Below are 20,340 nucleotides of genomic sequence, written 5' to 3' on the forward strand. Positions count from 1 at the left end.
AGCCGCAGACCTTCTGAACAGACAGCAGTCTGCGGCTGCTGATCTCCTGCAATAATTACAGAAAAAGGTCTGTTTTGACTCAATATATCCCAGCCCTATACGTAGACTTTCCCTATTTCATTTCCGAAAGGATGACCATCATGACCACCTATCCGCATCTGCCCCGTCTATGCATCAGCGATAATCAGCGGTTTCTGGTTACCGAAGACGGGCATCCATTTTTCTGGCTGGCCGATACGGCCTGGGAGCTGCTGCACCAGTTGAACCGGGAAGACACCGAATATTATTTGCACATCCGTGCCGTACAGGGATTCAATGTCATTCAGACGGTCGCACTGGCCGAGCTGGATGGTCTGCGTACACCCAATGCATATGGACGTCTTCCTTTGCTGAATGATAATTCCGGTCTGCCGGACCCGCTCCGGCCGGATCTTACGGGAGAGTACTCTTACTGGCAGCATGTCGATGAGATGATCCGGCTCTCGGCTTCGCTCGGCATGTATACGGCGCTGCTGCCGACTTGGGGAGACAAATTTCATAAGATGTGGGGCAAGGGGCCGGAGATTTTCACACCGAATAATGCTTTTGAATATGGCAAATGGCTCGGTGAACGCTACCGGGAAACGGATTCGCTGATCTGGGTGCTGGGAGGCGATCGTCCGCTGCAGACCCGCCGGCATTTCGAGATCATCCGGCAGATGGCACTCGGGATCAGGGAGGGAGACGGGGGAAGACATTTGATGACTTTTCATCCCAAGGGTGGCGTATCTTCGTCCCTGTATGTGCATGAGGAAGAGTGGCTGGATCTGAATATGGTTCAGTCCAGTCATGGTGCCGGTGTGCGGGACAATTATCGTCTGATCCAACAGGATTATCATCTTCGGCCGATCAAGCCGACACTGGATGCAGAGCCATGTTATGAAGATATCCCGATTGATTTTGAGCCGGAGAACGGATATTTTGATGAAGTGGATATACGGCAGGCGGCTTATTATGCGGTATTCAGCGGTGCGGCAGGTCATACGTATGGTCATCACTCGGTCTGGGCGCTGGCGGATGGACTGTACAGCTCCGTGGCCATGGATCAGCCCGGTGCCTTTTTTATCATGTCCTGGCAGGATGCGCTGCAGCGTCCGGGAGCCAGGCAGATGCAGCATCTGCGACATCTAATGGAGAGTGTAGACCATACAACGGGACAGCCGGCTCAGGAGCTGCTGCAGGATCCTCTGACCGGAGCCAACACTCCAGTGGCAACGAGAGGTAAAAATTACATATTCATCTACTGCCCCCAGGGACTGTATGTTAAAGTTAGATTGGGAGAACTTCCCGGTACGGAGCTGACTGCCAGCTGGTATTGTCCGCGCACCGGACAGCATACCGGGCAGCTTCGGATTCCTAACACAGGTACCCGCCGATTTACCGCTCCTTCCAGCGGCAGGGGCAGGGACTGGGTATTGTGTTTATACTCTGGAAGCAAGGAGTGACCATCATGTATACAGTGATGATTGTAGAGGATGAGATGCTGGTGCGGATCGGACTCAAAAATTCGGTTGACTGGAATAAATTCAATATGAAAGTGATTGCGGACCTGCCGGATGGACAGAGCGCATGGGAGACATATACGCAGGAGAAGCCTGACCTGATTATTACGGATATACGCATGCCCCGGATGGATGGTATGGAGCTGATTGCCCGGATCAGGGAAGAGGACAAACAGACACGGATTGTCGTGCTGTCCTGCCTAGAAGAATTCGAACTGGCACGCCGGGCCATGTCGCTTGGTGTATCCGGTTACATTCTCAAATTGACGATGACCGAAGAGGAGATTGAGAGCGTATTGTCCGGCATTCAGCGCGAATGGAGCGAGCAGCAGAGTGCGGTTAGTGACCGAGCAGCCGGGTCGATGCTGCCGGCCAATATGGAACTGGTCAAAGAAAAGTTTCTCAAGGACTTCCTGCTATACGGAATTTACTCAGCCGACGAATTCGAACGATTCACCCTGCAAAGCGGCATGCGCCTCTCGCCGGTGCGGATCGTGGCCTGTACGATTGAAGTGGATAACTATTCACGGCTCAAGCAGAAATTCCGCGATGAGCATGGACATCTGATCAAGATGACGCTGCTGAACATTCTGAATGAGATTACGACTTCCTTTAAAAGGGGGGAGGGATTCTATGTCGATGAGACGCATTATCTGCTGCTGCTCAGCTTTGAGGATATATTGTCCGAGCAGGCGATCCGTCAGCAGATTGCAATGATGCTTCAGCGGGTGCAGGAAGTGATTCGCACCTACTTTAACAGCTCCGTTTCCTTTGGTATCAGTCAAATTGGTAGCGCATACAAAAACTTACTGGGACTGTACCAGGAGTCCTGCCAGGTGCTCAGCAACAAATTTCTGATGGGTACCGGGCTGTATCATACCCGTAGCGAACAGGTGGATATGACCCCGATAGAAACACAGCTGGAGAGGATTCGGCAGTATGCTCCTGTGCGCGAACTGCTGTCTCCGCTCCGGCAGGAACGATATGAAGGGTATATCCGTATCCTGCGCAGTCATCTGCAGGATGACCGCAAATCGATCCAGCATCTGCTGTTCCAGTTCATCCAGTGGGTCAGCACCAGTCTGTATGATCATCATCAGAACGAGAAGACGCTCCTATTCAATATTACCGGCCAACTGGAGCAGTGTGATACGCTGCCGGAGATGCTGGATCAGGTGATGGCGTATCTGTCCGAGGTGGTGGAGTATTCCCGCAATCTGCTCTATATGAGTAACGAGATTGCCCGGGCGCTCCAATATATCAAGCAGCATTATGCCCAGAATATCAGCCTGCAGCAGGTCGCCGATCATGTGAGCCTGAGCTTTGGATATTTGAGCAATCTGTTCAAAAAGGAGCTGCAGATTACCTTTATCGACTATCTGAATCGCTACCGGATCGAACGGGCCAAGGAGCTGCTCATCGGCACCAATCTCAAGTCGTACGATATTGCAGTACAGGTAGGTTTTTCGCCGGAATATACGTATTTCAGCAAAGTATTCAAAAAGGTGACCGGACTCAATCCGAACGAATATCGCAGACAGTGGCTCAGCAGTGCGGGCACAGGCGGGCAGACAGGAGCGAATCACAGCCTATGACAGGATGGCGGCGCTCCGGCAAGACCGGCAAAATTCAGCATCTCGGTACCCAGCTGATCGTCTTCTTCATGGCGGTCAGCATTATTGTGTTCTCCCTGGCGACCTATCTGCTGTATACGTTCATGCTCGGATTGATCAAGGAGCAGAACGAGAAGCTCTTGTACCAGCAGTTCCAGCAGATTGATCATAATATCCATAACCTGATCAGCGATGTGGATCGGCTGTCCAAGCTGTTCCTGCTGGACAACAATGTGCAGAGCTATATCCAGAGTAGTGAGACCCGTTCCCAGCTGGAGAATATCGATTTGAAAAAGGACATTTACGCACGGATCGCCAACTTTATCAGCAATTACAGTTATATTCACTCGATCTACATCATATCGGATGCGAACGGTGCGCTCGGCGGAGATGCGACGCGGACGCTCGTACACTCCGACCGTGCCTGGACGGACAGCTTTTTCCAATCCGAGGGTTACGAACGGGCCAAGCAGTCTTTTCCCAATCTGACGGTCGAAGGCGGTATGACAGAATCGTACTATAACCCTTACATTACCGGGGAGGCTGACGGCAGGCTGATCAGCCTGATTCGCGGGGTACGCGCCCTGTACGACCCGCAGACAAGCGCCACGTTGATCTTCAATATGGACGAACAGTATCTGGCTTCGACCTATTCGGCTTCGCTCGATATGGCCGAGGGCAATATGTATATTGTTAACAGTGACGGCCGGATTATTTCCGGCAGCAGTCCGGATAGCGTAGGGCAGCAGAGTCCCTACCTTCCTCCGGCAGGCAGTACGGCAGCATTCGGCAGCTATGATTCGGTCAAAAATGGTGATCCGATCCAGATTGTGTACTACCGATTGCAGGACAGCGACTGGTACATGATGCGCGAAGTACCGCTCGGTCTGTTCTCGCAGCAGATCTTTTCCGTGCAGCGGATTATGCTGCTTGTATTTGCGCTCAGCATTCTAGTTATTTTCGGCGTCTCGTATTTCTCGCTGCGCCGGATGATCCGCCCGCTGCATCTGCTCGCCCACAAGATGCGGGATGTGAGCAAGGGCGATCTGGGTGTGACGTTTACCGATATTCCGAATAACGAATTCGGTACTGTTATGCGACGGTTCAACGAGATGTCGCTCAGTATCGTCGATCTGCTGCGCCGCAATAACGAGATTCAGGAGAATCGGCGCAAGCTGGAGATCGAAGCGCTCCAGTATCAGATCAATCCGCATTTTCTGTACAATACGCTCAATATGATCCGCTGGATGGCCTCGATGATCAAAGCGGATAATATCGTGAACAGCGTGGTCGCACTTGGCAATATCCTGCGTCCGGTCTTTGCCAGCAAGGACAGCATGTGTACGCTGCGGGATGAGCTGAATTATCTGGAAAATTACATCAAAATCATTAACTTTCGCTTCAACAGCACGATTCGATTTGAATTCGATGTGGACCCTGAACTGCTCAATTGCCGGATTCCCCGCTTTATTCTGCAGCCTGTCGTCGAGAACTCAATCAAGTTCGCCCGGCAGGAGGGAGAAGGGATCGAGATCAGTATCGAGGTTCATGAAGACGGGCAGGATCTCTGGATCTCGGTCATCGACTCGGGAGCAGGCTTCGATCCGCAGCGGCGGGAACAGCTCAATGCACGTCTGGCCGCAGGAGAGAGCTATGGAGAAGCGGAAGGGGATATCCATGCTCAGCCGGATGCCAACACGGGCACCGGAGTCGGACTGTATAATGTCAACAAGCGTATCCAGCTTTATTTTGGACAGGGGTATGGTCTTCATGTGCCGCAGGTGCCTGCTGGTGCAGAAGTGACAATCCGACTGCCCAAAATGACAGATTCCTCTCAGCAGGATGGCTTCGGGGACACTCGCCCGGCCGAATAATTCACAATCATCAACAGCTGCTCGGCCATATGGTCGGGTGACGCTTCAAACTCATGCTGCGCCCAGTTCATAATCAATCCCCAGATCGCATACGCCTGATAGCTGGAGAACAGCTCGGGATCGATGGAGCTGGGCTGCCTGGCATCTGTATATGGAGAAGAGCTGATCTGCTGCATGCCCTGCAGACAGAGCTGCTGCAGCTGGCTGCAGATTTTCTGCTGGAAGCCTGCCATCGAGTGCGAATGAATAATCAGCCGGTAAAAGCTGCGATGGGCAGCCACATGATCGAAGATCGTAATCGCCGAAGACACCAGTTCACTTACGTCCAGAAAGTCGTTTTCCCCGTAAGGTTCCATATAGGAATCGGTCAGATCCTCCAGTACGTATTCGATCAGCTCATCCAGCAGATCTTCTTTGTATATATAATGCTTGTAAAAGGTGCCCCGGTTCACGTCTGCAGCTGCGACAATATCCGTGATCGTAATGGCGCGAAAATCTTTCTGTTCCAGCAGCTGCAGCAGTGCCTGATGAAAAGCCTGCTTGGTTTTGCGTATGCGGCGATCCATAATGATAGTCTCCTTTCAAAACTATTCATTCACCAAAAATAGTACAGTCAACAAAATGGCGCTGATCTGTTGCTTATCCGACAGGAAAGCGTCTTTTTACTGATTGAGACTGTACCGATGTGTTTGTATCATATTCATAAGGATGTTGTTTAGTCAACATTTGTTCATTTATGTCAATCTACTAGTATCAATCCAAAACGACTGTGGAGGGAACCATTATGAGACTGGAAAATAAAGTTGCTGTTATTACAGGGGCTGCCTCAGGCATGGGCAGGTCATCCGCATTGTTATTTGCCAGGGAAGGTGCCAAAGTGATCGTATCCGATCTGCGCCAGGATACCGCCCAGCTCACCGTAGATGAGATCGAGGCGGCGGGAGGTACTGCCATTGCACTCAAAGTCGATGTGACCCAGGAGCAGGATATCCAGAACATGATCGATACGGCAGTCAGCACATATGGAACAGTCGATATTCTGGTCAATAATGCCGGGATCATGGATAACTTTGTTCCGGCAGAAGATCTGACCGATGAACTGTGGGCACGCATATTCGATATCAATACGACCAGTGTGATGCGGGCTACCCGCAAAGTACTGCCGATCTTCAAGGAAAAAGGCAGCGGCGTCATCATCAATATCGCTTCCAACGGTGGACTTAACGGCTCCCGTGCAGGAGCGGCATATACTGCTTCCAAGCATGCAGTAGTCGGATTCACGCGCAATGTAGGCTTCCAGTATGCGACGCTTGGCATTCGCTGCAATGCCATCGCTCCGGGAGCGGTCAAGACCAATATCAGTGCCAGTATGACCGAACCGAATGCCTTTGGTCAGCAGAAAGCCATGCTGGGCATGGGACTGAATCCCAAACTCGGCGAACCCGAAGAAGTCGCTGCTGCAGCACTGTTCCTCGCTTCAGACGATGCCAGCTTTATCAACGGAACGGTGCTTGTAGCCGATGGCGGCTGGAGCGCTTACTGATTAGCATACGCTCTAGGTCCTGCATAGCGCACCGCCGATTTGTAAGGTGAACCAGTTCTGCAAGGCGGCAGCCGGATTTACTCTTCCATTTGGGGCATGGTAAGATGCATACAGGACCGACAGGCTCTGTATAGCTGCTCTGTCACATATGCTCATGGGAGGTTGGATTATGCTGCTCTGGAATGGCAAGCTCGTTAACGAAGAAGACGTACAGGTCTCCTACCGGGACCGTGGTTATTATTTCGGTGATGGAATCTATGAGGTATTCCGTATCTACGAAGGACATTTGTTTGAAAAGGAAGCTCATCTGGATCGTCTGTATAACAGTCTGGCCGAGATCAAAATTCGGATCCCCTGGAGCCGGGAGGAACTATCTGCCCAGATGGATCAGCTGACAGAGACGTTCGGCGCACAGGACGGCATGCTCTATCTGCAGCTCACCCGCGGTGAAGCAAAGAGAGCACACGCCTTTCCGGCCAGCAGCCAGGCAGTCATGCTCGGCTACTGCGAACCGCTGGCTCGTCCGGTCGATGCGATCGAGAACGGCATCGCGACGATCACCTGTGAAGACGTACGCTGGCTGCGCTGCAATATCAAATCGCTGAATCTGCTGCCCAATACGCTCGCCAAGCAGGAAGCCGCCGAAGCCGGCGCGACTGAAGCCATCCTGATCCGTGCGGACAATACGGTGACCGAGGGCAGCTCATCCAATCTGCTGATCGTCAAGGATGGCACGATCTATACCCATCCCGACGGCCCGCTGATCCTGAGTGGCATCACCAAAAAAGTCATCGAACGCATCGCCGTCGATCTGGAGATCCCGTACGTGGAGCGCCGGTTCACCCGTGAAGAACTGATGGCAGCCGACGAAGCGATGATTACCAGCACCACGATGGAAGCTGCTCCAATCATCACCATCGACGGCCAACCGGTCGGTACCGGCATTCCCGGCCCGATCACCCGCCGCCTGCAGGAAGCCTACCTCAAACAGGTACACGCCCTGATCGCCGGTACAACTCCGGCTTCTCGCACTTGATCGCAAGAAAGTTTCAAGATCAATCTTAACGATAACAGGAAAATAAGTAGACCACTAAGCCATTAATCTGCCAAATGAACAACCAACTGCTGAAAAGCACCCTTCATATGCTCATTAGCTATCTATCCGGTTAAGCTAATGAACATAAAGGGTGCTTTTTTATATCCCCATTAGCTGCTCCGCAGTATGGTGAAATAGCTCAAAATGACGTACGTCTTTAACTGCATAATAAGCATCCCCGCACATAGCGGAGCAAAGGAAATTCGGTCAAAGGACGACCTTGGAGCCTGGAAATCACCATCTTGTCCAACCTGTTCATGATTTCCAGGCTCCACCGGAGGACGTGGCCGAATTCCTTTGGGCAGTAGCTGCTGCCCATCCACATCAGTTTCTACAATATAATCAGCGTCTTTTGTTCAACCATATCTGTAGATCGTTCAACTCCCCAGCCGATTCAGCCCGTCATCTGTAGATTGTTCAGCTTTTTTTACAGATTGTTCATTTAGCGCCCTCCCCTTGCATATTAATATAAGGACATGACAACCGACTCACAATCAAGTCCGATCACGACCTGCCGAGGTCCGTGGCAAGAAGAACAAAGGAGGTTCCGCTGTGGAGATTACGTATAAAAAGGGAGAAGTTGCGCAAACGAAGAAGCGGAAGATTCATGCAGACGGAATCAAATTATTGCTGATGACCCTACCGTTCATTGTTTTTGTAATCGCTTTCAGTTATGTGCCGCTGTTCGGCTGGGCGTATGCTTTTTTCGATTACAGGCCGGGGATTCCGCTCAGCCAGACGGATTTTGTCGGGATGGAGCATTTTCGCGAGATGCTGCATGACCGGGATATGCTGAGGGTTATGATCAATACACTGGCGCTGAGCCTGCTGTCGATCCTGGCTGCCCCGCTGCCGCTGGTACTGGCGATCATGATCTCGGAAGTACGCAATGGCTTTTTCAAAAGGCTCATTCAGACGACGACCACACTGCCCAACTATATCAGCTGGATTATCGTCTTCTCGCTGGCCTTCAGCATGTTCAGCTCGGAAGGGGCGATCAATACGATCATCGCCCGGCTCGGACTGAGCGATACACCGCTCAATGTACTCGGTAATCCCGAACATGTCTGGCTCGTCCAGACCCTGCTGCTGATCTGGAAAACGATCGGCTGGAATGCAATCATCTATCTGGCAGCGATCGTCGGCATCGATGGAGAACAGTATGATGCCGCCAAAATTGACGGCGCCGGACGGTTCCACAGTATTGTGCATATCACAATACCGAACATTATGCCTACCTTTATCGTGCTGCTGCTGCTCGCTGTAAGCAATCTGCTGTCTGCCGGATTCGAACAGTATCTGGTGTTCAACAATATTATGGTTGCCGACAAAATTGAAGTGCTCGACCTGTACGTGTACCGCCTGGGTCTCGTAACGAATGACTATCCGTATTCGACGGCTGTCGGCATGTTCAAGTCCGTCATCAGCATCATCCTGCTCTTCATGATCAACAGCCTGTCCAAAAGGGTCAGAGGCGAGAGTATTATCTAACAGCCGTTGTCACTCTACCGCTGATTCTGCCACGTACACTGTCATTCATGAACGGCATGCAGTATACGTGGAAGTACTCTATTAGAGCCGGAAAGGAAGGAACAGCTATGGAAAAGACTGCCAGGATGCGTACCCGCAAACCCATCAATTGGCCGGATATGGCCTTCAACGCAGTGAATTATACGCTGCTTACGATCCTGCTGATTATTACGATTTACCCGTTTTATTATATTTTCATCTATTCGATCAGTGATTCATTTCAGGCACAGAGCGGTGTGTTTCTGTGGCCAGCCGGATTCTCGCTGGAGAGCTACCGGGCGACGCTGCAGCTGAACGGTCTGCAGGAAGCAGCGCTGGTCTCGGTACTGCGTACGATTATCGGTACCCTGCTGACGGTAGTCTGCTGCTCGTTTTTTGCCTATCTGATCACCAAGCGGGAGATGCCTATGCGCAAGCTGATCTATCGTTTCGTGCTGATCACGATGTATTTTAACGCCGGATTTATTCCCTGGTATCTGACGATGAAAGCTTATGGTCTGCAAAATAACTTTCTGTTATACGTGCTGCCAAGCGCGATCAGCGGATTCAATATTATTCTGATCAAGACGTTTATCGAGCAGCTGCCGCCTGCGCTGGAAGAATCTGCCAAGATAGACGGTGCAGGTTACTTTACGATCTTTACCCGGGTGATTTTTCCGTTATCTACGCCGATTATTGCAACGATTGCCGTATTTGCCGCACTGGGGCAGTGGAACACCTGGTTTGATAATTTCTTTCTGGTGGAGAATCCGAACCTGCAGACACTTCAGCTGGTGCTGTACAACTTCCTCAACCAGTCCAACAGCATTTCCAGCATGAGTGCTGCCGAATTGACCAACTCGGCAGAAGTGCGAACGATGACACCGCAGTCGATCCAGATGACCATTACGATGCTGGTTACACTGCCGATCGTCATTGTCTACCCGATGCTGCAGCGTTTCTTTGTCAAAGGAATCATGATGGGCGCCGTCAAAGGCTGATCCTTACGCTGGCGCAGCTGTCTTCAGGCAGGTAAGATAACAATAATAGGAGGTCGTATGATGAGAAAAAGAGGTAAAACCAGATCGGCAGCCGCACTTTTACTTTCTTTTGTGATAACGCTTACAGCTTGTTCGAGTGGAGCAGAGAACACGACTGGCAGTGCCAGCCAGGCAGGCACCGCAGACCAGAACGGTATCGTGACCCTGCGTGTGCTGGTCAATGAGACGGGAACCAACTGGAATACGTACCCGGACAGCGATATCGCCAAAGAAATCGAAAAGAAAGTCGGCGTGAAGATCGAATACGTTGAAGCCGATGCCAATAAAATGAATGTACTGCTCGCCGGCGGCGATCTGCCGGATATCGTACGGGCCGATCCTACCCAGTATGGCAAGCAGCTGATTGATGGCAAACTGATTATTCCGATGGATGATCTGCTGGACAAGTACGGCAAGGACATCCAGCAGACGATTCCAACCGTAGTCGATTACAGCCGGTCCAACTGGAGCGAAGGACAGAACAAGCTCTATTTCCTGCCGCCACAGATCCAGGCAGATCCCAGCCCGATCTACCCGAATCTCACGATCGGACCAACTATGCGCTGGGACTATTACAAGGAAATCGGCACTCCGCCCATTAACAGCACTGATGACCTGCTGAATGTGCTGCAGCAGATCTCCGCCAAGCATCCTGCCACTGAAGAGGGCAAGAAAATCTACGGTGTATCCATGTGGCAGGACTGGGGGCTATGGCCGTATATCATTCCATTTACCTGGATTACCCAGCAGAGTGCGATTGGCAGCTCTGACCTGTTCGCCAAACCGATGGGTGAGCATCGTCTGATCAATGTGCTGACCGACGAGAACTCCAACTACTGGGTAGCGATGGACTTTTATAATCAGGCGTATCGGATGGGCCTGCTGGACCCGGATGCATTGACGATGAAAAATAACGATTACATGGCCAAGGCGACAGCTGGTCAGTTCATCCTTGGGCCAGCCACCTGGGCGATGGGCGACTTCAATGCCAAGTACGCCAAGGACGGTAAAGGCTATATGGTTCTGCCGGTAGGCAAGCAGGCATGGAGCGGCGGTGTCCGCCCGGTAGGCTGGGCAGACAAGAGCTATGCCATCTCCAAAAGCTCCAAATATCCCGAGAAAGCGATGGAGTTCCTGAATTATATTCATTCCTACGAAGGCGCCCGCACGCTCTACAGTGGAATCGAAGGCAACCACTGGAATATGGAAAATGGCAAGCCGCAGCTGACCAAGGAAACCATTGAAATGAAAGTCAATGGCGGTGATGCCTGGGAACGTACCGGTATTGCGCTGGATCAGAATCTGATCGGTCTTGGCGGCAGTGTCATCGATCCGAAGACCAAGACACCGGTCAATCTGTTCTCTACCGAAGAATCAATGGCCGCAAGTTCCACCACACTGGAAAAGGATTTCAGCAAGCACTATGGTGCGTCCTATCCGGGAGAAGTGGTATCCAAGCTGGTGCAGGAGGGCAAGCTGCAGGATGAGAATACTCCACTGCAAAATATGACAGCCGAGGAGATTATTCAGGAGAATACGGTTGTACTGCCGGTACTGAATGATGATCTGCTCAAGCTGGAGACCCAGCTCAAGGAACTGGCTGCACGTACAGCAGCAACGATGATCCTGTCCAAATCAGATGAAGATTTTACCGCCAACAAGCAGGAGGCGATCGCAGCTTTCAAGGCGGCCGGAGCCGATCAGCTGACCCAGTTCCTGACGACCGAATACAGCAAAGCACTGCAAACCGCAGGCGTGAAGCAGTAACCTTTTCATCAGGTTCATGAATGACAGGGTCGGTTCAAAAAAGCACATACCAAGGGTAACCCTGTATGAAAAAAAGGGCCAGTATCCTCCGAGGAGGTGCTGGTCCTTTTATAATTACAAATAGTAAGTTGCATTTATCCGTTATTACCTGCTGATCATATATGATTTGTAAGCGTGCGAAGCATTCATGTCTATCTATCCTGAATCTTCGTAACCGGTTATCTGTTCACCGACGTCTGGTTGTTCCTCTGGACGTGAATAGTGTCTTGTGACTTGTACGTGTACCGGAAGTGCGTGCAGCTGGTGTGCTTATAGCAGGTACCGGGAATGCTTCCTTGAATGAACCGGTACAGCTGCTGCATATTCGTCCCTGACGGATCGGTTGACGGCAGCATTCGCAAGGGAAAGTGAGCTTCGGATAAGTGAAAGAGAACTTGCCTTCTTTGATAAACTGGTACAGTTCATTGATCTCTACATTGGCTGCCTGGCTTAATTCCTGGGTAGTGCTGTTCGGGTATCTCCAGAGATGATCCATACACCGTTTCATTGTCGAATCCAGCTCATTACTGCATCCGTTGCACATTTTACGAAAATTTTTCTGATAAACATTACCGCAGCGCGGGCAATAATCTACCATCAAAGTCATACGGATCACCTCTTCTCATGATTGATTATATTTGAATAATTATTGGATAATGGCACGGTAACTAGGTCTATGTGTTCATAGGTCTATAATACTATCTAAGTAAGGGCATAGCAATATAAATTATGTGTAAAGACTCATATATTTTAGTTCCATAGGCTTATATAACTAAATTTACCAATTTAACATGACAATGGAATATATGCAGTATACCTATCTTACCAAATTGCTGAGAATAAGTAAGCAATTGGGTTCCCATCTCATTGTTAATATACACAAATACGCAAAAACGAATCAGGAATTAATTACCAGCTCTTGTAGACCCAAAAAATAGCCTACCGGATATCCGATAGGCGAGAGATAGATACACTAGTATTAATTGGCAGAGTGCAGGCAAGCATAAGTACTGCTGCGAGAGGCCCCAGTACTATGGCAGCAGTCTTCCATACGCTTAATCAGGCAAGAATTATTGCTCAGCCGACAGCCGTGCAGATTTCGATAAAATGCCCGTCGGGATCGGTCACGTAGGCGACCGTCTGTCCCCACGGCTTGGTCACCGGTTCACGGATCACCGGAACATCCTGACTGCGCAGATCCTCAATCACTGCAGCCACATCCTCGACCACAAACCCTACCTCAAACGAACTGGCCGCCGGCACATCCGCCGTCAATCCAAGATCCAGCAGTTCATTGACGGATTCGCGTGTATTGATCGAAAGTGTGGTGGCTCCGGTATCAAATTCCACGTAGGTGCCGGCTTCCATTTTAACTGGCAGACCAAGAATATCCCGGTAAAAACGCATCGATTGCTCAAAATCATTTACATACAGGATCACATATTTCATGGACAGTTTCATCGTTATATCCCCTTTGGCATCATAGTCTACATCTGTCTTCCCCAATCACTTTGCTGGTCCTGGTGCTGCATGCTGTCAGTCAGGCCCAGCCCGTTATCAGTAGCTTTTGGCTCTGGGCTTCACAAGTGGCTGTTGTGTTCTGAAGGAACAGATGAGCAGGAAGAGTCTCTTTTAGCATAATCATATGTATTGCAAATAGATTGTAAAAAACGGCCATAATGGCCCGTAACCCGTAACCCGTAACCCGTGAAAAGGATCTGGCAACCAGTAGTTGGCAGCCAAATCCAGTTAGATTATTCCAAAATTTCCGCACGATCACCTGACGATTGTATAACCTGACCGGGTGCGAGTCCATAATACTGCTTGAACGCACGATTCAGATGAGACTGATCATAATACCCATGAGCCGCCGCCAGATCGCTGAACCGGTGTCGTGACATACTATCAGGATGAGCAGACTGCAGCTGCCAACTGTGCAGCATGGACTGGAAACGGATAATGCCTGCGATTTCCTTGGGAGAAATGCCCAGCTGCTGCTGGAAAAGCCGCCGGATCGTACGTTCACTGTAATGAAGCTCGTCGGCCAGCCCGGACAGTGTGATATTCCCGCGCTCACTCTGGATATACTGCAGCGCTGCGGTGAACAGGGAAGGAGGCGCTGTATCCTGCTGCTCCCATTTTCTGCATAACCAGTGGTCAAGCAGAGAGATGCGGGCTGTCACATTCTCCGCGCAGATTATCTGCTCGGTAATGGCATCTGCTGCCGAACCATATAGATTCTGCAGCGTGACTTCGCAGCCGTACAGTGAGCCTGCCGGAAGACCCAAAATCCGCGCTGCCTCACCCGCATACATCCGCACCCCAAAACAGTGCATCGGCTGACCAACGGACATCATCTCATATCTGCACATCAGCTGGGAGATAAAAGCACTTCCCGTCACCTGTCCCGCCATCAGATCAAAGATAATATCAATGCAGCCATCAGGAATAACGCGATGCTCTATAGAAGCATTTCCCGGAGCCGCATAGGAGTTCCAATAACAGGCAACCACCTGCCGCAGCGGCAGAGCAGGCCTATATTCCTGATAACAGTAGCCCGGGTGCAGCAGCCCATGCTGAATCTCCGGAGGCTGAAGCGGTTGCAAAAGCGTCATCATCCTACTCCTTTCTGTAATTATTTTGCTTTTACCGAAAAAAAGAAATAGATATCGATAGCTATCAACTCAATAGGTTCAAAGTATTCGGATGGAAGAGAAGTGCATTGCAGGATCATTTCCTTCTTCTCTTTCTTTGTCCTCAGTATACCATCGCAAACAAGCATATTGGCATCCTTTTCAATTCAATCTCGATTGAATTACTCCCAGCATCTCTTATCCATCCGAAGCATTTCCATAAATAAATAATTAGTTATTATCATATTGATTATAACTAAACTTCGTGCTATTCTTATTCCTATCAACATATTAACAAAATGTTATTAACATATGTCGAACACAATATTTGTAAAAAAGAAAGGAAGGATATACCATGTTCGGACTGCGTTTCGCCAAATTCCAACCCAGTGAGTATGTCATGAAAATCAAAAACGGCAAGATTGTCAGAGAAGGAGTCGGGTTATCCTTTTATTACTATGAACCCACGACTTCGGTTGTTGTCGCACCGGTGTCTTCGATCGATGTTCCGTTTATGTTCGAGGAGATTACCCGTGATTACCAGATGGTGACTGTTCAGGGTCAGCTGACTTACCGGATCACCGATTATCGACAGACGACCCGGATTCTGAACTATACGTATAGTCTCAAGAAAAATAAATACATCTCCGATGATCCGGGCAAGCTGTCCCAGCGGGTGATTCATATCGTCAAAGTTCTGATGAAAAAGCGGCTGGAGCAGATGCCACTGCGCGAAGCTATTCAGTCCAGTGAATACCTGGTTCAAAATATTACAACCGAGATGCAGTCTAGCGAAGAACTGCAAAAGCTGGGGATCGAGATTATGGGATTGTCCGTACTCGCTATTCTGCCGAACAAGGAAACGATGCGGGCACTGGAAGCCCAGACACGGGAGCAGATTCTGCAGGATGCCGATGATGCGCTGTACGAACGCCGTAATGCGTCAATCGAGCAGGAACGGCGGGTGCGCGAGAATGAGCTGAACACCGAGATTGCCGTGGAGACCAAGAAGCGGCAGATTCGGGAGACCCAGCTGGAAGCCGAACGTTCCATGAAAATCAAGCAGAATGAAATGGAACAGGAGCAGCTGCAGTTTGATACCGGACTGGAAGAACAAAAGCAGGCGTTGATCGAACTGAGCATCGCCAATAACAAAGCCCGGGCCGATGCCCGCGCTTATGAAATGTCGGCAGTGATGAAGGCGCTGCAGGATGTGCAGCCAAGCGTACTGCAGGCGATGGCCAATCTGAGCATGAAGCCGGATCAGCTGATCGCAGCAGCATTTCAGGGATTGGCGGAAAATGCAGGCCGGATCGGCCAGCTCAATATTACACCGGATTTGCTGCAGGGACTGCTGGGTGATCCCGGTACGAATTACGCCCATACAGGAGCCGAGCGGGGAGGACGAACCAGATGAATCAACGGATCACGGAGAATACAATTATTCTCGTGCAGCGCCGCACCCGGCTGCAGGAACTGATCGTTCGTTACAATACCATTCAGCAGGCACAGTTCTATATCGAGCGGCTGGGAGCGGACTTTGGCGATTATGTACAGGAGGATCGCATGTATCATCAGGCGCTGGAGCAGGCAGTAGCCGAGCTTCAGCCGCTTGGCCGGGTGCAGCGCCTGGACCGTGAGCATGTGCCCAGCTTTATTTTTGGACCAGAGGATATTGTAGTGGTATTGGGACAGGATGGGCTGGTCGCTAATACGATGAAGTATGTAACAAATCAGCCGCTGATTGGAGTGAACCCGGACCCGCAGCGCTGGGATGGTGTACTGCTGCCTTTTACCGTTGGGGACCTTGGCAAGGTGATCCCGGAAGTGTTCCGCCGTCAACGGCAGGTACAGGAGGTGAGGCTGGCGAGAGCCGAGCTGAATGATGGACAGTCGCTGACCGGTGTGAATGATCTGTTTATCGGACGGCGAACCCATGTCTCGGCACGCTATGAGATTCGGGTCGGGGAGCAGCAGGAACAACAGTCTTCCAGCGGTATTATCGTCTCGACGGGTATGGGTTCGACCGGTTGGTTCAAGAGCGTGATGGCCGGTGCAGCCGGCATTGTGAGACAGGCGAGTCAGCAGGAGGTGCAGCTGAGCAGTCGTGATTCTTCTTTTGCCTGGGATGCTCCGTATCTGTATTACAGTGTACGCGAGCCTTTTCCGAGCCGGACCACGGCGGCCGAGCTGGTATTTGGCCGGATTGACAGCAATCAGCCGCTTCGAATCGTGTCCCAGATGCCGGAGAACGGGGTGATTTTCAGCGATGGAGTGGAAAGTGATTATCTGGAGTTCAATTCCGGTATCGAAGCAACGATCAGCGTGGCACAGCAAAAAGCGCATCTTGTTATCTGATGCGCTTTTTGCTGTGTTTGGTGTATGCACGGAACAGGCAGTAGTGGATAAATTGCGAATTATTTGATCCGGATAATCTGTGTATCAGCATAGGCAGACGTTCCCAGCGGTTTGACGACAACCTCCAGTGAGTCCGGATCATCCAGCAGATTACTGTAATACACATGTTCAAATGTATACGGGTCATGGCTCACGACCCGGCTGCCCAGCGGCTGAAGGGTAATCGTCTGGCCGTCTTTTTCGGAAATAACGCCTCGTGGACTAAGCCATACTCGGTCGGGCTTGGCATATTCCTTATCCATATTCGAATCGGCAGTAAAACGCACCCGCATCTCCAGCGGAGACAATTCAACCCGGGTTAGCCACACAGTATGATTATTCCAGTCAATCGCCTGATTTGGGTAAATAATCTCGGTTTCCTGAGTGCGGAATTGGGGAGCAAGCGAGAAATGCACCAATAATGTAGGGGAATAACGGATTCGACCCGGTTCTGCTGCCGAATCCGGCGTGATAGACATAATCCGGAACTGGGCTGCGATTTCTCTCGGGAAATTCTGGCGATGATCCAGCCGCATCGTCGCTGTGCCAAAGTACTGCTGCCGGTTCTCTTCGCCATTGGTGCCATTCATGCGTACCCGGGAAGCATTGATCGGCTTGCCGGTGGCAATATTAAGCAGCTTGACACTGCTGACATGAGGAATCTGACGGCTGTCGTTGGTCTCTGCCGTATAGAGGATGATCAGCCGATTCTCGTCTGCGGTTACCGCATTGATGGTCAGTTTGTAGCCTTCCTGTTCGGCCGTTTTGTTCACCATCTGAATATAATTATGATCCATGGCAGAGACCAGGCTCTGATTATGCACATCATCGGTCTGATAGACCCGGAAAGGCTCCAGTTCTCCCCAGCTTGCCGCATTGGCCTGAAGATCATCCGGTACAGGTCTCAGCCATGTCGTCGTCAGCAGAATCAGCATGACGATCGCTGTCGCGATCACGACGACCAGCAGCCGGGCATCCCACCATTTCTGGCGTACTACAGGCTCGGTCGCTGCGGGCTCGGCCTGCTGTACGGGCAGAGAATCAGTGGCAGCAGCCAGCGGCGGTTGAACAGAAGGCTGTGTTATACGCATGGCATCAGTCTCCGCTGGCAATATTCGTTTGTCATGGTCAGTCATGCTACCAGTCCTCCTGTTCGTCTAAGTTCATCTGCTGTATAGGATTGAGCAGCATCGTATGTTATGGATTGCATTCTAATTTTACCTCGTTCTGTGTCTGTAATTCCAGCTATTTCTGGTAATGTTATGCCAATTTCATGTCGCTTGGTATGTAAAAGCGTCCTAACTGCTGCAGGTGCACAGAAGATAGGACGCATGGAAACCGTAAAAGGTTACATTATACTTTAAATTCGTTGATTTGGGCCTGCAGCTGTTCCGCCGTATTGGCGAGTGAAGCGGAAGAAGTCGTAATTTCTTCCATCGAAGCCAGCTGCTGTTCGGTAGCGGCAGATACATTCATGGTACCTGAAGCTGTCTCTTCGGTAATCTGAGAGATTTCTTTGGAGAAGCGTACAATCTCTTCCGTGCTGGCCGACATCTGCTCGGCGCCTGCAGATACGTCTTCAATATCTCCAGCCACCTGATTAACAGCTGCCAGAATATCCTGGAAAGCATTACCTGCGAGCGATACGGACTGGATGCCTTTGCGCACTTCCTGGGTGTTCACATCAACCGCCTGGATAGCGCGGTAGGTCTCTCTCTGGATCGTATTGACCAGCTCTGTAATCTGGCGTGCGGATTCGGCGGATTGTTCAGCCAGCTTGCGCACTTCATCAGCTACAACAGCAAAGCCGCGTCCTGCATCTCCGGCACGTGCCGCTTCAATCGCTGCGTTCAGTGCGAGCAGGTTGGTCTGGGAAGAGATGCCTGTAATCACATCGGTAATATTACCAATTGTCTGGGAACGCTCACCCAGTTCCTGTACCACATGAGCCAGAGAAGTCATGGAGTTCTGGATCGAATCCATCTGGGCGACAGCTTCACGGATTGCCGCATCGCCATCAGCGGATTTAGCTGCAGCTTCGGTCGCGGACGAGGAGACCGTCTGGGCACGGATGGCAATCTGCTCGACGCCGATAGACATTTCCTGCATGGCCTGTGCGGATTTGGCGGTCAGATCGACCTGGCGTGTCGTACCTTCGGCCACTTCCTGTGTCGTCTCGGCAATCTGGCGGGATGCCTGGGTATTCTGTTCACTGCTGGCAGTCAGCTGTTCGGACGAGGCGGCGATCATCTCGGAAGTGGAAGCAACCGATTCGATCAGATTGCGCAGATTGGTGGACATTTTGTTAAAGGAATCCGCCAGCAGACCAATCTCGTCACGGTTCCGAATTATGATCGCTTCACCGGACAGGTCGCCATTGGCAATTTGCTCAGCCGCGGATTGCAGGGATTTGACCGGACGAGAGATCAGACGGGCGATAAATATGGCGATACCGATTGCCAGGACAACGGATATAATCGTCAAGATAAAGATATTGCGGGAAGTGGACGTTGACAGATCTACCGATTCAGCGGTCAGGGTTGTAGATTGCTGATTCTCCAGCGCAATCAGCTGACTGATGGCTTCACTGGCGGCATACCAAAATGGGTAGGCTTCCGTATGCAAATCGTGTGAAGTCTGCAGTTGATTGTTAAGGCCGGCTTCAATCAACTGAGGCAGTAAAGCAACATATTTATCGTAATTGGTTGTGAATTGCTCATATATTTGTCTTTCCTGATCCGTCTGGATCAATTTTTCATACTCTATGCGTTCTTTGGCGATTTTTTCCAGGATTGAATTGTAGGAATTATTAAGATCTTTTAACTTGGACGGATCAGTCTCAAAAAGGATATTGAGTACCAGACGCTCAATATCGGATGTGTGGCCATTCATCGTACCCAGCAGGGTCACGCTCGGCATAGATTTGCTATTAAGTTGCTTTAACTGGGTGCCCAGATTATTAATCCCCATTGTAGACATCAACCCCATAAGGGCAAGAAGCAGGACAACAACGATAAAACCGGATAAAAGCTTTGTTTGAATATTAAATCTCATTAATTCACGCTCCAACTGCAAGATGTAATGTACTGTATTATAGTCTGTATATATATCGACTCATCTGCCCCAAAATTTATACATAAAACAGGAATTCATTTAGTCAGGAAAATAATAAGAAAACCCGGTAGAAATGGGTATATACCAGCCTGATCAGTTTCTTTATAAGATATGGAAATATAAACTAATTTATATAAATATATAGTTTAAATTGAATTACATTATAGTAAGCGT

16 protein-coding genes are annotated in these 20,340 nt (G+C 50.4%); 10 read left to right on the forward strand and 6 right to left on the reverse strand.

From position 1 onward, the window contains the following. The first annotated feature begins 140 nt into the window (after positions 1-140). The 3 genes from WH45_RS14745 to WH45_RS14755 are packed head-to-tail and all read left to right on the forward strand — an operon-like array spanning position 141 to position 5,028. Complete coding sequence (locus tag WH45_RS14745) at positions 141-1,484, forward strand: glycoside hydrolase family 140 protein (RefSeq protein WP_046215118.1); 1,344 nt, start codon at positions 141-143, stop codon at positions 1,482-1,484. A 5-nt stretch (positions 1,485-1,489) separates the two neighbouring features. Continuing rightward, complete coding sequence (locus tag WH45_RS14750) at positions 1,490-3,136, forward strand: response regulator transcription factor (RefSeq protein WP_046215119.1); 1,647 nt, start codon at positions 1,490-1,492, stop codon at positions 3,134-3,136. After that, the gene (locus WH45_RS14755) at positions 3,133-5,028 is read left to right on the forward strand and encodes a cache domain-containing sensor histidine kinase (RefSeq protein WP_046215120.1); all 1,896 of its coding nucleotides are present in this window, start codon (positions 3,133-3,135) and stop codon (positions 5,026-5,028) included. Before WH45_RS14750 ends, WH45_RS14755 begins: the two co-directional genes overlap by 4 nt. On the opposite strand, the gene WH45_RS14760 is transcribed toward WH45_RS14755, so the two are convergent. Then, positions 4,989-5,594: a TetR/AcrR family transcriptional regulator gene (locus tag WH45_RS14760; RefSeq protein WP_046215121.1), complete on the reverse strand. Its 606-nt coding sequence runs from the start codon at positions 5,592-5,594 to the stop codon at positions 4,989-4,991. The two genes, WH45_RS14755 and WH45_RS14760, sit on opposite strands and share 40 nt — an antisense overlap. Before the next feature lie 218 nt (positions 5,595-5,812). Here WH45_RS14760 and WH45_RS14765 point away from each other — a divergent pair, with 218 nt between their 5' ends. The 5 genes from WH45_RS14765 (at position 5,813) to WH45_RS14785 (ending at position 11,983) form a co-directional block, all read left to right on the forward strand. After that, positions 5,813-6,571 (forward strand): SDR family oxidoreductase, encoded by a 759-nt coding sequence (locus WH45_RS14765; RefSeq protein ID WP_046215122.1) that lies wholly within the window; start codon positions 5,813-5,815, stop codon positions 6,569-6,571. A gap of 169 nt (positions 6,572-6,740) precedes the next feature. Then, positions 6,741-7,607 (forward strand): D-amino-acid transaminase, encoded by an 867-nt coding sequence (gene dat, locus WH45_RS14770; RefSeq protein WP_052723794.1) that lies wholly within the window; start codon positions 6,741-6,743, stop codon positions 7,605-7,607. Between the two features lie 612 nt (positions 7,608-8,219). After that, a complete protein-coding gene (locus WH45_RS14775; RefSeq protein ID WP_046215123.1) occupies positions 8,220-9,158 on the forward strand; it encodes an ABC transporter permease subunit in 939 nt (312 codons plus the stop codon). A gap of 107 nt (positions 9,159-9,265) precedes the next feature. After that, positions 9,266-10,177 (forward strand): carbohydrate ABC transporter permease, encoded by a 912-nt coding sequence (locus WH45_RS14780; protein ID WP_082096808.1) that lies wholly within the window; start codon positions 9,266-9,268, stop codon positions 10,175-10,177. 57 nt (positions 10,178-10,234) lie between these two features. Further along, positions 10,235-11,983, forward strand: coding sequence for an extracellular solute-binding protein (locus WH45_RS14785; RefSeq protein ID WP_235338378.1), 1,749 nt, complete (start codon positions 10,235-10,237; stop codon positions 11,981-11,983). Positions 11,984-12,209: 226 nt separating this feature from the next. Here WH45_RS14785 and WH45_RS14790 read toward each other — a convergent pair whose 3' ends face one another. The 3 genes from WH45_RS14790 to WH45_RS14800 form a co-directional block, all read right to left on the reverse strand. Beyond that, on the reverse strand, positions 12,210-12,629 hold the full coding sequence (locus WH45_RS14790) for a hypothetical protein (protein ID WP_052723795.1): 420 nt from the start codon (positions 12,627-12,629) through the stop codon (positions 12,210-12,212). A 470-nt stretch (positions 12,630-13,099) separates the two neighbouring features. Continuing rightward, on the reverse strand, positions 13,100-13,483 hold the full coding sequence (locus tag WH45_RS14795) for a VOC family protein (protein ID WP_046215125.1): 384 nt from the start codon (positions 13,481-13,483) through the stop codon (positions 13,100-13,102). Between the two features lie 293 nt (positions 13,484-13,776). Further along, entirely contained in the window at positions 13,777-14,640 is an 864-nt protein-coding gene (locus tag WH45_RS14800; protein WP_082096810.1) for an AraC family transcriptional regulator, read from the reverse strand. Between the two features lie 370 nt (positions 14,641-15,010). On the opposite strand from WH45_RS14800, the gene WH45_RS14805 reads away from it, so the two are divergent. Both WH45_RS14805 and WH45_RS14810 read left to right on the forward strand, forming a co-directional pair. After that, entirely contained in the window at positions 15,011-16,072 is a 1,062-nt protein-coding gene (locus WH45_RS14805) for an SPFH domain-containing protein (RefSeq protein ID WP_046215127.1), read from the forward strand. Next, the gene (locus tag WH45_RS14810) at positions 16,069-17,013 is read left to right on the forward strand and encodes a diacylglycerol kinase catalytic domain-containing protein (RefSeq protein ID WP_046215128.1); all 945 of its coding nucleotides are present in this window, start codon (positions 16,069-16,071) and stop codon (positions 17,011-17,013) included. Before WH45_RS14805 ends, WH45_RS14810 begins: the two co-directional genes overlap by 4 nt. A 59-nt stretch (positions 17,014-17,072) precedes the next feature. Here WH45_RS14810 and WH45_RS14815 read toward each other — a convergent pair whose 3' ends face one another. Beyond that, on the reverse strand, positions 17,073-18,188 hold the full coding sequence (locus WH45_RS14815; RefSeq protein WP_046215129.1) for a DUF4179 domain-containing protein: 1,116 nt from the start codon (positions 18,186-18,188) through the stop codon (positions 17,073-17,075). Between the two features lie 217 nt (positions 18,189-18,405). Next, positions 18,406-20,106, reverse strand: coding sequence for a methyl-accepting chemotaxis protein (locus tag WH45_RS14820; protein ID WP_046215130.1), 1,701 nt, complete (start codon positions 20,104-20,106; stop codon positions 18,406-18,408). Positions 20,107-20,340: the final 234 nt, after the last annotated feature.

It is taken from the genome of Paenibacillus wulumuqiensis (genome assembly GCF_000971965.1).
In the GTDB taxonomy this organism is placed as follows: Bacteria; Bacillota; Bacilli; order Paenibacillales; family Paenibacillaceae; genus Saccharibacillus; species Saccharibacillus wulumuqiensis.

Bases quoted from the DNA above. Each gene is read 5' to 3' on its own strand.
- WH45_RS14815 (WP_046215129.1), bottom strand. From the start codon at position 18,188: ATGACTGACCATGACAAACGAATATTGCCAGCGGAGACTGATGCCATG.
- WH45_RS14800 (WP_082096810.1), bottom strand. From the start codon at position 14,640: ATGATGACGCTTTTGCAACCGCTTCAGCCTCCGGAGATTCAGCATGGG.
- dat (WP_052723794.1), top strand. From the start codon at position 6,741: ATGCTGCTCTGGAATGGCAAGCTCGTTAACGAAGAAGACGTACAGGTC.
- WH45_RS14820 (WP_046215130.1), bottom strand. From the start codon at position 20,106: ATGAGATTTAATATTCAAACAAAGCTTTTATCCGGTTTTATCGTTGTT.
- WH45_RS14810 (WP_046215128.1), top strand. From the start codon at position 16,069: ATGAATCAACGGATCACGGAGAATACAATTATTCTCGTGCAGCGCCGC.
- WH45_RS14795 (WP_046215125.1), bottom strand. From the start codon at position 13,483: ATGAAACTGTCCATGAAATATGTGATCCTGTATGTAAATGATTTTGAG.
- WH45_RS14780 (WP_082096808.1), top strand. From the start codon at position 9,266: ATGGAAAAGACTGCCAGGATGCGTACCCGCAAACCCATCAATTGGCCG.
- WH45_RS14790 (WP_052723795.1), bottom strand. From the start codon at position 12,629: ATGACTTTGATGGTAGATTATTGCCCGCGCTGCGGTAATGTTTATCAG.
- WH45_RS14750 (WP_046215119.1), top strand. From the start codon at position 1,490: ATGTATACAGTGATGATTGTAGAGGATGAGATGCTGGTGCGGATCGGA.
- WH45_RS14785 (WP_235338378.1), top strand. From the start codon at position 10,235: ATGATGAGAAAAAGAGGTAAAACCAGATCGGCAGCCGCACTTTTACTT.
- WH45_RS14805 (WP_046215127.1), top strand. From the start codon at position 15,011: ATGTTCGGACTGCGTTTCGCCAAATTCCAACCCAGTGAGTATGTCATG.
- WH45_RS14745 (WP_046215118.1), top strand. From the start codon at position 141: ATGACCACCTATCCGCATCTGCCCCGTCTATGCATCAGCGATAATCAG.
- WH45_RS14765 (WP_046215122.1), top strand. From the start codon at position 5,813: ATGAGACTGGAAAATAAAGTTGCTGTTATTACAGGGGCTGCCTCAGGC.
- WH45_RS14760 (WP_046215121.1), bottom strand. From the start codon at position 5,594: ATGGATCGCCGCATACGCAAAACCAAGCAGGCTTTTCATCAGGCACTG.
- WH45_RS14755 (WP_046215120.1), top strand. From the start codon at position 3,133: ATGACAGGATGGCGGCGCTCCGGCAAGACCGGCAAAATTCAGCATCTC.